Origin of the sequence: Streptomyces sp. NPDC051636 (assembly GCF_044453765.1) — a bacterium.
In the GTDB taxonomy this organism is placed as follows: Bacteria; Actinomycetota; Actinomycetes; order Streptomycetales; family Streptomycetaceae; genus Streptomyces.
In genome coordinates this window covers 341,049-352,911 of record NZ_JBITDA010000005.1, presented here as the reverse complement: position 1 = coordinate 352,911, position 11,863 = coordinate 341,049, and the positions used below count along the sequence as shown (strand labels likewise).

Sequence of the window (11,863 nt, the reverse complement as noted above, 5' to 3'; positions counted from 1 at the left end):
GCGGCGCCCGAGCCGGCCGAAGCCGGCCCGGACGCCGCACAGCGGGTCAGAGGGGTTCCCCCCTTCCCGCAGCCCGTAGGCCCTGTGGGACTCGAACCCACAACCAATGGATTAAAAGTCCACTGCTCTGCCAATTGAGCTAAGGGCCCAGGCGATGTTGCCACCCCGAGCATAGCCGGATGATGCCGTGTCTCCGATCGGGTATCGGGGACGGGGGCGGCGTCGGGTGGCAGAAGGGCCCGGAAGGGTCAGGGATCGTCAGGGATCGACCGGTTCTGGGGCCCCGGCGCGGGACGCCTCGCGGGCGCGGGTGCGGGCGTGGTCGGGGTTGAGGAACCAGTACCGGGCCGAGGCCAGCCACCAGGCCGCCGCGGAACCGAGGACGACCAGGACGGCGACCGGGGCGTAGTTGAAGGTCTCCCAGGTGACCGGGGAGACCTGCGGAAGCATGAAGAGGACCGTGATGACCCCGACCCACACCACCGACACCACACCGATCGGTTGCGACCAGCGGCCCAGGTGCCACGGCCCCCGCACGAACGCGGCCCCCTTGCGGACCCGCAGCAGGGTCGGGACGACGTACGCGATGTACAGGCCGATCACCGCGATCGACGTCACCGCCGCGTACGCCGTGTTGTTGATCAGGTAGGGCAGGCCGAGGACCAGGGCGCCGGTCGTCGCCAGCCACACCGCCGCCACGGGAGTACGGGTGCGCGGGCTCACCGTGTGCCAGACGTGCGAGAGGGGCAGCGCGCCGTCGCGCGAGAAGGCGTAGATCATGCGGCTGTTGGCCGTCACCGACGCCATCCCGCAGAACAGCTGGGCGCCGATCACCACCAGCAGCAGCAGCTTCCCGGACGTCGCGCCCAGCGCGTCGAGGAGGATCTGCGCCGGGGGGGCGCCCGTCGGGGACGCGAGCTCTTCGCCGTACGACTGGATCGCGAAGGTGAAGCCCAGGAGGAGGACGAATCCGGCGATCCAGGAGGTCCAGATCGAGCGGACGATGCCCTTGGGTCCCGCCGTCGCCGCGTCGTGGGTCTCCTCCGTCATGTGGGCGGAGGCGTCGTAGCCGGTGAAGGTGTACTGGGCCATCAGCAGGCCGAGCAGGACGACGTACGGGCCGCTGCCCCAGCCCGTGTTGTCGACGAACTTCGTGAACACGAAGGACGCCGACTGGTGGTGGTCCGGTACGAAGGTCAGCGCGCCGACGATGACGGCCACCCCGAGCACGTGCCACCACACGCTCACGTTGTTGAGGAAGGCGACGATCCGGACGCCGAAGGTGTTCAGCAGACCGTGCAGCAGCAGGATCCCGGCGAAGAGCAGGACCGTGCGGCCCGGGGTGACCTCGAAGCCGAACTGCAGGTTCAGGTAGGCGCCCAGGAAGGACGCCGCCCCGAAGTCGATGCCCGCCGTCACCGCCACCTGGCCCAGCACGTTGAACCAGCCCGTGAACCACGCCCAGGCGGCGGCCGAGCGCGGCGGTGCCAGCCTGTGCGCCCAGAAGTACAGGCCCGCCGACGTCGGATACGCCGAACAGATTTCAGCCATCGACAGGCCGACGAGGAGGGTCATCAGGCCGACCGCCACCCAGCCCCAGGTGATCACCGCCGGGCCGCCGGTGTTCATCCCGAAGAGATAGAGGGTCAGGCAGCCGGAAAGGACCGAGATGATCGTGAAGGAGACGGCGTAGTTGGAGAACGCCGACATTCGACGGGCGAGGACCTGGGTGTAACCGAGCTGGGCAAGCCGTTCCTCGTCCGACAGCCCACTCGCGAGCGCGTCATCTGTCATGTCCCCAGCGATTCCCTCACCGGAGGCGTGACATGCGTCACTCAAAGACTCGCTCTGACCAAAAACTGCCCGCAGGTCACGTGGGACGGGACGACAAAGCGCCGTGGCCCCCACCGGATGTCGGTGGGGGCCACGGCGCTGTACTCACTGCCTGCGGCTGTCCGCGTCAGCCGTTGCGCTTCCAGCGCGGCTTGTCGTCACGGCGGCCGAAGGAACCGGTGCCGGAGCCGCGGTGGTCGTCACGACGGCCGTTCGGGCGGTCGTGGCCGGCCGAGCGGAAACCCGGACGGTCGTCACGGCGGTCACGGTTGAACGGACGGTCGCTGCCGCGGTGGCCGCCACGCTCGTCGCGACGGGCGGCGGGGCGGTCGTCCCGGCGGAACCCGCCACGGTCGTTCTCACGACGCTCGAACGAACGGGCACCACGGTCACGGTCGAAGCCACCACGGTCACGGTCGAAGGAACGGCCACCACGGTCGTCCCGGCGGTCGTCCCGGCGGAACCCGCCACGCTCGCCGTCCCGGCGGTCGTCCCGGCGGAACCCGCCACGGTCGTTCTCACGACGCTCGAACCCACGGTCGTTGTCACGACGCTCGAACGAACGGCCACCACGGTCGTCCCGGCGGTCGTCCCGGCGGAAGCCGCCACGCTCACCGTCCCGACGGTCGCGGTTGAACCCGCCACGGTCGTTGTCACGACGCTCGAACGAACGGGCACCACGGTCGCGGTCGAAGGAACGCCCGCCCCGCTCGCCCCGCTCGTCCCGGCGCTCACGACGCTCGTACGACGACGAAGGCGCCGTACGCTCCTCGCGCTCGGCCCGGTCGACATCCTGCGCGACCGGCTGCTCGGGAACCGAGACCTCGGCCACGGCCTGCGCCTCGGCCTGCGCCTCGGCGACCGCGGCCTCCGGGTCCTCGCCCCGCTCGCGGGCGACCCTGGCGACCAGCCGGTCGGCCTCCTCGCGCAGCTCGGCGGCCCGGCGCTGGGCGCGCTCCAGCTGCTTGGTGAGCTGGGCGACCTCACGCTCGGCCTGCTGGGCGGCATTGCCCGCGGACTCGGCCTGGACCTCGGTCATCGAACGGGCGCCGGTGATCTCGGCGACCTCCGGGTCGAAGGCGGCACCGCCCTGGATGATGTGGCGCGCGGCGTCGACGCCGGCGTCCTCCATGAGGCGGAAGATCTGGCGCCGCTGGTGCGGGAGGGACAGCGACACGACCGTGCCCGTGCGGCCCGCGCGGGCGGTACGGCCGGCCCGGTGCAGGTAGTCCTTGTGGTCGCCGGCCGGGTCGACGTTCAGGACGAGGTCGATGCCGTCCACGTGGATGCCGCGGGCGGCGACGTCGGTGGCGACCAGGACGTTGACGTAGCCGTCCTTGAAGTCGGCCAGCGTGCGGGTGCGGGCGCCCTGGGTCATGCCGCCGTGCAGCGCGTCCGCCTTCACGCCCGCGTCGCGCAGCTGCTCGGCGACACGGTCGGCGCCGAGCTGGGTGCGGACGAAGATGATGGTGCGGCCCTTGCGGGAGGCGATCGCCGCGGTGACCGGCGCCTTGTCCTTGGGCTTCACGATCAGGATGTGGTGCGACATGGTCGTCACCGCACCCTGCGCCGCGTCCACCTCGTGCAGGACCGGGTCCGTGAGGTACCGGTCGACGAGGGTCTTGATCTCGTTCTCCATCGTCGCGGAGAACAGCATCCGCTGACCGCCCGCCGGAATCTGGTCCAGCAGCTCGGTGACCTCGGGCAGGAAGCCCAGGTCGGACATCTGGTCGGCCTCGTCGAGGACGGCGACCTGGACGTCCTGCAGGGAGCAGGCGCCGCGGCTGATGATGTCGCGCAGTCGGCCGGGCGTGGCGACGAGGACGTCGACGCCGCGCTCCAGGGCGTAGATCTGGTTGCCCATCGACGTACCGCCGCAGACGACCTTCATCTTCAGGCCGAGCTGGTCGCCGTAGGGCTGCAGCGCGTCCGCGACCTGCATCGCGAGCTCACGGGTCGGGGTGAGGATCACGGCGCGCGGGCGGTGCTTCTCGGTACGGCCGCCGGTCAGGCGGGCCAGGGTCGGCAGACCGAAGGAGAGGGTCTTGCCGGAGCCGGTGCGGCCACGGCCGAGGATGTCCTTGCCGGCCAGGGCGTCCGGAATGGTCGCCGCCTGGATCGGGAAGGGCACGGTCACGCCGTTCTGCGCGAGCTTGCGCACGACGCCCTCGGGGAGACCGAGGTCCGCGAAGGTGACCTCGGGGGTGCTGGTCTCGTCGTTGGTCTCGGCCACGACGTCGTCGATGTTCTCGACGTTCTCGGGCACGACGACGTGATCAGTACTGGAAATGGACATGCGAATGCGAAACCTTCCGGAGTCTCGTCGGCACGCGCCCGTCAACTCCGTGAGTCGCATTACGACCGCCTCTATGCGGTCCGCCACGGCAAGGGAGAGTACGCGCCACACGGCGCGCTCTGCGGTGGCGCCGGGCAAATGGGATCAAACGATCTACCACCATACGCACCCAACACCCCCGAAGGCAAACCGAGTCCCGTAGACGTACGTCACACAGCCGACCCGCGCTTACGCCGGCAACCCGGCCTCCGGCGCCGGCTCCCGCTGCGTGAGCTGCGGCCCCGTCTCCTGGTGCGCCGACGAGGACGGCTCCGCGGACGGAGGCTCCGTGGACGGGGACGGCGGCGGAGGCGGCGGCGTGGGCGGCGGCTCCGCCGTCCGCGTCGGGCTGGGCTGCGCCTTGGTCGGCGCCGCATCCCCCGGCTTCGCGGTCCTCCCCGGCTTGGCCGGCGCGTCCGCCGACGCGCTGCCCCCCGCCGACGGCGTGGCCGACGCCGAGGCCGACTTCCCGTGCTTCGCCTTCCCGCCGTGCCCGTGCTTGCCGTCACCCGCCTTGCCGGCGTACCCCGCACCACGCCCCGAGACCGCCGCCCCGCCGTCCGGCGCCTCACCACCCCGCCGCCCCGCCGAGTGCGACGCTCTGGCCGGGCCCGCGTCGTCCCCCACGTTCACACAACCGGAGGCGGCCGCGAGGACCATCGCCGTGGCGGCCAGACGGACGGGTACGGACAAGGGGCGCACGGCGGCCACCTCCGGGGGCGGGGTGAAGGAGTCAACCTGCCCAACTCCCGCCGCCCGCAAGAGGACACGCGGCCCGCGCCGGAAAGACCCCCGGGAAGAAGGAATCAGCCGTACCCGAGGGCGTGCAACCGCTCGTCGTCGATCCCGAAGTGGTGCGCGATCTCGTGCACCACGGTCACCTCGGTTTCCGCGACCACGTCCTCCCGCGTCTCGCACATCCGCAGCGTCGGCCCCCGGTAGACGGTGATCCGGTCCGGCAGCACGCCCGCGTACCACTCGCCGCGATCGGTCAGCGGGGTCCCCTCGTACAGCCCGAGCAGCTCGGGATCGTCGGCGGGCGGCTCGTCCTCGACGAACACCGCGACGTTGTCCATCAGCCGCGTCAGCTCCGGCGGAATCCGGTCGAGCGCCTCGGCGACCAGTTCCTCGAACTCCTCGCGCGTCATCTCCAGCACAGGGCCATTGTCCGGTACGACACCCCCGTACGTGACTCGTGGACCGCCGCATATCCACGCCCGGACCCGGGCATACGGCACCAATGGCCCGCGTCCCCCTCGCAGCCCGCAACCGCATGAAGAACCGGACCTCGAAACACCCCCGAACCCTTCCCCCGCTCGAACTCGCCGCCCGGCCCCGCCCCTGGGCCCGCGCCCTCGGCCTGACCGCCGTCGTGCTGGTCGGCGCCTGGCTGGGCCTGCTGATCGTGGGCAACGTACGGGCCCCGGTCGGCCCGATGAACACGACGATGACCCTGCGCCCCTCCCTCACCGGCGGCACGAAGATCAACGTCTCGCCGCTCGGCGCCCTGTCCCTCGACAGTCACGTCGCGCCGGTCCGCCTGGACGTGAGCGCCGACCAGCTCGACCCGGTCCGCTCCCAGGCCCTGGTCGACCACCCCGAACGCCTCTCCGGCCTGCAGGACGAGGTCGCCCGGGACGTCGAACACGGCACGTTCGACCTGGCCGTACGCTCCTGCGTCGCCGTGGTCGCCGGCGCGACGGCGCTCGGCCTGGCGGTCTACCGCCGCCCGCGCCGCGCCCTGGCGGCCGGCGGCCTGGCCCTCACCCTCCTCGCGGCGTCCGGGGCGACGGCGTACGCCACCTGGAACCCCGAGTCGGTCCTGGAACCGCGCTTCTCCGGCCTGCTGTCCTCCGCGCCGTCACTGGTCGGCAACGCGCGCAGCATCGTGACGGAGTTCGACGTCTACCAGAAGGAGCTGGCACGCCTGGTGACGAACGTGACGAAGCTGTACGACGTCACGTCCACGCTCCCGGCCTACCAGCCCGACCCCACCACCATCCGGGTACTGCACGTGTCGGACATCCACCTCAACCCGGCGAGCTGGAAGATCATCGCCTCGCTGGTCGAGGAGTACAAGGTGGACGTGATCGTCGACACCGGCGACACCATGGACCACGGCACGGCGGCGGAGAACGGCTTCCTTGACCCCGTCGCCGACCTGGGCGTGCCGTACGTGTGGGTCCGAGGGAACCACGACTCGCGGGTGACCCAGCGGTACCTGGAGCGGATGAAGAACGTGCACGTCCTGGACGACGGCCGGGCGGAGACGGTGGCCGGCCTGCGCTTCGCGGGCACGGGCGATCCGCAGTTCACCCCCGACCGCTCGGGCCGGTCCAGCGGCAACGCGGAGCAGCTGGCGGGCGACCGCCTGGCCGCGGCCCTGCACAACCAGCGGCAGGCCGGCACCCCGGTGGACGTGGCCCTGATCCACGAGCCCTCCGCCGCGCGCGAGACGGACGGTGAGGTGCCCCTGGTGCTGGCCGGCCATCTCCACCAGGAGGACACGAAGATCATGAAGCGCGGCACCCGGCTGCGTGTCGAAGGCTCCACGGGCGGCAGCGGCCTGCGCGCCGTCGAGCACACGTACCCGGCCCCGATCGAGGCGTCGATCCTCTACTTCGACCGGGACACCCGCCGCCTCCAGGCCTGGGACGCGATCAAACTGGGCGGCCTGGGCCTGACGACGGCCGAGGTCAGCCGCCACCTCCCGGAGGACAACCAGCCGGGCGCGACCCCGGCCCCCACGGCCTCGTCCCCCGCCCCGTCCTCCCCCTCGTCGTCCGGGGGCCCGTAAACCGTTTTGGCGATACCCCGCGCCATCCCATATGCTTCTCACGTCCCCGACGCGCTGAGAAGCGCCCAGGCGGGCCGATAGCCCTCATCGTCTAGCGGCCTAGGACGCCGCCCTTTCAAGGCGGTAGCACGGGTTCGAATCCCGTTGGGGGCACGCAGTACCGTGTGCGACACTGTCGTACACAACGCTTGGTCCTGTGGAGCAGTTTGGAGTGCTCGCCACCCTGTCAAGGTGGAGGCCGCGGGTTCAAATCCCGTCAGGACCGCTTGGGGTTTTGTTTCACGTGAAACCCCGTGGCTGGGTAGCTCAGTTGGTACGAGCGTCCGCCTGAAAAGCGGAAGGTCGCCGGTTCGACCCCGGCCCCAGCCACAGCCAGAAGGCCCCGTCCACCAGGACGGGGCCTTCGTCGTGTTCATGAGGGGCATGGGTGGCAGCGGCGGGGACGGTTTCCAGCGCTTGGCAGCGGGCCTGCCCGGCGCTACGTTCCGGCTGGTCGGCCGTGATTTCTTGGGGGCGGGGGACGATGAGCCGGGACGAGGCCAAAGCCATTCGGGATGTCGAGCTGGAGAAGGACCGGGCGCGGTACGGGCTACTGGCCGTGGTCATCAGCAACCTGGCGATCGCCGGGGTCGCGATCTTCGGGGTATGGCGGCTCAACGGGGACAGGGCGGTGATCGTCGGCGTGCTGACGGCCGCGTTCACCGCGGTGAGCAGCATGACCACGGCGTACCTGGGGATCAAGGCCGTGTCCAATACGGCGAGGTCGATCGCCCTGGGCGACGGGTCCCGCCGGGACCCCGCGCCAACGGCCCCTCCAGCCCGGCGGAGCCAGTAGGGCAGCCGCTGCTCGCGAGTGGGCGGGCTGGAAAAGCCCTGCTGAGCGGCCGGAGGCAAATCGTTCGCCAGGAATTTCGCCGAGGTGAGATCCTGGACCCCGTATGTCTACGCATCCCGCCCCCGCCCTCGGCACCCTCGCCCCCCGCCTGACCGAGCTGTCGCTGCGCGACGCGCACCGGCTCGGGCGCAGGCTCGAGGGCGCACGCAAGATCCGTAAGCCGGAGGCCCGCGCCGCCGTCCTCGCCGAGATCGAGGCGGAAGTCGGCAGGGCCGAGGCCCGGATGGACGAGCGGCGCTCCCGTGTGCCCGCCGTCACGTATCCCGAGCAGCTGCCGGTCAGCCAGAAGAAGGACGAGATCGCGGACGCCATCCGTGATCACCAGGTCGTCATCGTCGCCGGTGAGACCGGGTCCGGGAAGACCACGCAGATCCCGAAGATCTGTCTCGAGCTGGGGCGCGGCGTGCGCGGCATGATCGGGCACACCCAGCCCCGCAGGATCGCCGCCCGTACCGTCGCCGAGCGTGTCGCCGAGGAGCTGGACACCCCCCTCGGTGAGGCCGTCGGCTGGAAGGTGCGGTTCACCGACCAGGTGAACCCGGACGCCACCTTCATCAAGCTGATGACGGACGGCATCCTGCTCGCCGAGATCCAGACCGACCGTGAGCTGCGCGCCTACGACACGATCATCATCGACGAGGCCCACGAGCGGTCCCTGAACATCGACTTCCTGCTCGGGTATCTGGCCCGGCTGCTCCCGCAGCGGCCGGATCTGAAAGTCGTCATCACTTCCGCCACCATCGACCCCGAGCGTTTCTCCCGGCACTTCGGTGACGCGCCCATCGTCGAGGTCAGCGGGCGGACGTATCCGGTCGAGGTCCGCTACCGGCCTCTTCTTGAAGAGGACTCCGAGGACGCCGACCGCGACCAGATCACCGCCATCACCGACGCCGTCGAGGAACTGATGGCCGAGGGCAAGGGCGACATCCTCGTGTTCCTCTCCGGGGAGCGGGAGATCCGGGACACCGCCGACGCGCTCACCAGGAAGAACTTCCGCTTCACGGAGATCCTGCCGCTCTACGCCCGCCTCTCGCACGCCGAGCAGCATCGCGTCTTCCAGCCCCACACCGGCCGCAGGATCGTTCTGGCGACCAACGTCGCCGAGACGTCCCTGACCGTCCCCGGCATCAAGTACGTGATCGACCCCGGCTTCGCCCGGATCAGCCGCTACAGCCACCGTACGAAGGTGCAGCGGCTCCCCATCGAGCCGATCTCGCAGGCCAGCGCCAACCAGCGCAAGGGCCGCTGCGGCCGGACCAGCGACGGTGTCTGCATCCGGCTGTACAGCGAGGAGGACTTCGCGGCCCGCCCCGAGTTCACCGACGCCGAGATCCTCCGCACCAACCTCGCCTCCGTCATCCTGCAGATGACCGCGGCCGGCCTGGGCGACATCGAGAAGTTCCCCTTCATCGACCCGCCGGACCACCGCAACATCCGCGACGGCGTGCAGCTGCTGCAGGAGCTGGGCGCCCTCGACCCGGCCCAGAAGGACCCGCGCAAGCGTCTGACGGACACCGGCCGCAAGCTGGCCCAGCTGCCCGTGGACCCGCGTCTGGCGCGGATGGTGCTGGAGGCGGAGAAGAACGGCTGTGTCCGCGAGGTCATGGTGATCGCCGCCGCGCTGTCCATCCAGGACCCGCGCGAGCGCCCCGCCGACAAGCAGACGCAGGCCGACCAGCAGCACGCCCGCTTCAAGGACGAGACCAGTGACTTCCTCGCCTACCTCAACCTGTGGCGGTACGTCCGCGAGCAGCAGAAGGAGCGGGGCTCGTCGTCGTTCCGGCGGATGTGCAAGCAGGAGTACCTGAACTTCCTGCGCATCCGTGAGTGGCAGGACATCTACACGCAGCTGCGCACGGTCGCCAAGCAGATGGGCATCCACCTCAACGACCAGGACGCCCCCGACGACCGTGTCCACGTCTCCCTCCTCGCCGGTTTGCTCTCGCACATCGGTATGAAAGATGTGAAGGAGGGGGCGAAGAACGAGTACCTGGGCGCGCGGAACGCCAAGTTCGCGATCTTCCCGGGTTCGGCCCTGTTCAAGAAGCCGCCCCGGTTCGTCATGTCGGCCGAGCTGGTGGAGACCTCCCGCCTGTGGGCCCGGGTCAACGCGAAGATCGAGCCGGAATGGGTCGAGCCGCTGGCCGGTCACCTGCTGAAGCGGACGTACAGCGAGCCGCACTGGGAGAAGGACCAGGCGGCGGTGATGGCGTACGAGAAGGTCACGCTGTACGGCGTGCCGATCGTCGCCGACCGGAAGGTGAACTACGGCCGGATCGATCCGGAGGTCAGCCGCGAGCTGTTCATCCGCAACGCGCTCGTCGAGGGCGACTGGCGCACCCACCACAAGTTCTTCGCCGACAACCGCAGGCTCCTCAGCGAGGTCGAGGAACTGGAGCACCGGGCGCGGCGCCGGAACATCGTGGTCGACGACGAGACGCTGTTCGACTTCTACGACCAGCGGGTGCCCGAACACGTCGTCTCCGGCGCCCACTTCGACTCCTGGTGGAAGCGGAAGCGGCAGGAGCAGCCGGATTTCCTGGACTTCGAGCGGGAGATGCTCATCCGGGAGTCGGCGGAGGCGGTCACCAAGGCCGACTATCCGGACTCCTGGCGGCAGGGGCCGCTGAAGTTCCGGGTGACGTACCAGTTCGAGCCGGGTGCGGACGCGGACGGCGTGACCGTGCACATCCCGCTCCAGGTGCTCAACCAGGTCACGGACGAGGGCTTCGACTGGCAGATCCCGGGCCTGAGGGAGGAGTTGGTGACGGAGCTGATCCGTTCCCTGCCCAAGCCGGTCCGCCGCAACTACGTGCCCGCGCCGAACTACGCGAAGGCGTTCCTGGAGAAGGCGACGCCGCTCTCGGAGCCGCTCACCACCACCATGGCCCGCGAGCTGAAGCGCATGGTCGGCGTGCCCTTCGAAGCCGGTGACTTCGACTGGGAGAAGATCCCCGACCATCTGAAGATCACGTTCCGGATCGTTGACGAGCGGCGCCGGAAGCTGGCCGAGGACAAGGACCTGGAGGCGCTGAAGCTGCGGCTGAAACCGAAGGCGCGCAAGGCCCTCTCCCAGGCCGCTGCGGCCACCGCCGAGCGGCAGGGCGGGGAGTCCCTGGAGCGCAAGGGCCTCACCGACTGGACCATCGGCTCGCTCACCCGCGTCTTCGAGACCCGCCGCGCCGGTCAACCGGTGAAGGCGTACCCGGCGCTGGTCGACGACGGACCGACGGCCGGCACCGTCTCCGTACGGCTCTTCGACACGGAGGAGGAGCAGGCCGAGGCGATGTGGCGGGGCACGCGGCGGCTGATCCTGCGCAACGTCCCGGTGAATCCCGCGAAGTTCGCGTCCGAGAAGCTGACGAACGCCCAGAAGCTGGCTCTGTCCGCGAATCCGCACGGATCGATCCAGGCGCTGTTCGACGACTGCGCGATGGCGGCGGCGGACAAGCTCATCGGCGACTTCGGGGGGCCGGTGTGGGACGAGGAGTCCTACCGGAAGCTGTACGACAAGGTGCGCGCGGAGATCGTGGACACGACCGTCCGTACGGTGGGCCAGGTGCAGCAGGTGCTGGCCGCCTGGCAGTCCTGTGAGCGCCGGCTGAAGGCCGTGCGGAGCCCCGCGCTGCTGCCGAACCTGGCGGATGTACGGGCGCAGCTTGACGCCCTCGTGAAGCCGGGCTTCGTGACGGCGGCGGGGATACGCCGGCTGCCGGACCTCATGCGGTACCTGGTGGCCGCGGACCGGCGCCTGCAGCAGATGCCGACGAACGTGCAGCGGGACACCACGCGCATGGAGAAGGTCCACGAGATGCAGGACGAGTACGCCTGGCTCCTCGAGCAGCTCCCGCAGGGCCGTCCGGTGCCCGCCTCGGTCCTGGACATCCGCTGGATGATCGAGGAGCTCCGGGTGAGCTACTTCGCCCACGCGCTGGGCACGGCGTACCCCGTCTCGGACAAGCGGATCGTGAAGGCGATCGACGCGGCTGTGCCGTAATCGCCT

7 protein-coding genes and 4 tRNA genes are annotated in these 11,863 nt (G+C 70.2%); 6 read left to right on the top strand and 5 right to left on the bottom strand.

What is annotated here, in order from left to right:
- Positions 1-76 precede the first annotated feature (76 nt).
- The 5 genes from ACIBBH_RS13370 to ACIBBH_RS13350 form a co-directional block, all read right to left on the bottom strand.
- A tRNA-Lys gene (locus ACIBBH_RS13370) sits at positions 77-149 on the bottom strand.
- A gap of 109 nt (positions 150-258) precedes the next feature.
- Complete coding sequence (locus tag ACIBBH_RS13365; protein ID WP_399404357.1) at positions 259-1,794, bottom strand: amino acid permease; 1,536 nt, start codon at positions 1,792-1,794, stop codon at positions 259-261.
- Positions 1,795-1,960: 166 nt separating this feature from the next.
- A complete protein-coding gene (locus tag ACIBBH_RS13360) occupies positions 1,961-4,129 on the bottom strand; it encodes a DEAD/DEAH box helicase (protein WP_399404356.1) in 2,169 nt (722 codons plus the stop codon).
- Positions 4,130-4,357: 228 nt separating this feature from the next.
- Positions 4,358-4,870: a hypothetical protein gene (locus ACIBBH_RS13355; protein WP_399404355.1), complete on the bottom strand. Its 513-nt coding sequence runs from the start codon at positions 4,868-4,870 to the stop codon at positions 4,358-4,360.
- A gap of 104 nt (positions 4,871-4,974) precedes the next feature.
- On the bottom strand, positions 4,975-5,325 hold the full coding sequence (locus tag ACIBBH_RS13350) for a metallopeptidase family protein (protein ID WP_190194089.1): 351 nt from the start codon (positions 5,323-5,325) through the stop codon (positions 4,975-4,977).
- Positions 5,326-5,408: 83 nt separating this feature from the next.
- Here ACIBBH_RS13350 and ACIBBH_RS13345 point away from each other — a divergent pair, with 83 nt between their 5' ends.
- The 6 genes from ACIBBH_RS13345 (at position 5,409) to hrpA (ending at position 11,857) form a co-directional block, all read left to right on the top strand.
- Complete coding sequence (locus tag ACIBBH_RS13345) at positions 5,409-6,965, top strand: metallophosphoesterase (RefSeq protein WP_399404354.1); 1,557 nt, start codon at positions 5,409-5,411, stop codon at positions 6,963-6,965.
- 80 nt (positions 6,966-7,045) lie between these two features.
- Positions 7,046-7,118: transfer RNA gene (locus tag ACIBBH_RS13340), tRNA-Glu, on the top strand.
- 37 nt (positions 7,119-7,155) lie between these two features.
- A tRNA-Asp gene (locus ACIBBH_RS13335) sits at positions 7,156-7,230 on the top strand.
- Between the two features lie 30 nt (positions 7,231-7,260).
- A tRNA-Phe gene (locus ACIBBH_RS13330) sits at positions 7,261-7,334 on the top strand.
- Positions 7,335-7,488: 154 nt separating this feature from the next.
- The gene (locus ACIBBH_RS13325) at positions 7,489-7,800 is read left to right on the top strand and encodes a hypothetical protein (RefSeq protein ID WP_399404353.1); all 312 of its coding nucleotides are present in this window, start codon (positions 7,489-7,491) and stop codon (positions 7,798-7,800) included.
- Positions 7,801-7,903: 103 nt separating this feature from the next.
- Positions 7,904-11,857 (top strand): ATP-dependent RNA helicase HrpA, encoded by a 3,954-nt coding sequence (gene hrpA / locus ACIBBH_RS13320; protein WP_399404352.1) that lies wholly within the window; start codon positions 7,904-7,906, stop codon positions 11,855-11,857.
- Positions 11,858-11,863 lie beyond the last annotated feature (6 nt).

Bases quoted from the DNA above. Each gene is read 5' to 3' on its own strand.
- ACIBBH_RS13365 (WP_399404357.1), bottom strand. From the start codon at position 1,794: ATGACAGATGACGCGCTCGCGAGTGGGCTGTCGGACGAGGAACGGCTT.
- ACIBBH_RS13360 (WP_399404356.1), bottom strand. From the start codon at position 4,129: ATGTCCATTTCCAGTACTGATCACGTCGTCGTGCCCGAGAACGTCGAG.
- ACIBBH_RS13345 (WP_399404354.1), top strand. From the start codon at position 5,409: ATGGCCCGCGTCCCCCTCGCAGCCCGCAACCGCATGAAGAACCGGACC.
- ACIBBH_RS13325 (WP_399404353.1), top strand. From the start codon at position 7,489: ATGAGCCGGGACGAGGCCAAAGCCATTCGGGATGTCGAGCTGGAGAAG.
- hrpA (WP_399404352.1), top strand. From the start codon at position 7,904: ATGTCTACGCATCCCGCCCCCGCCCTCGGCACCCTCGCCCCCCGCCTG.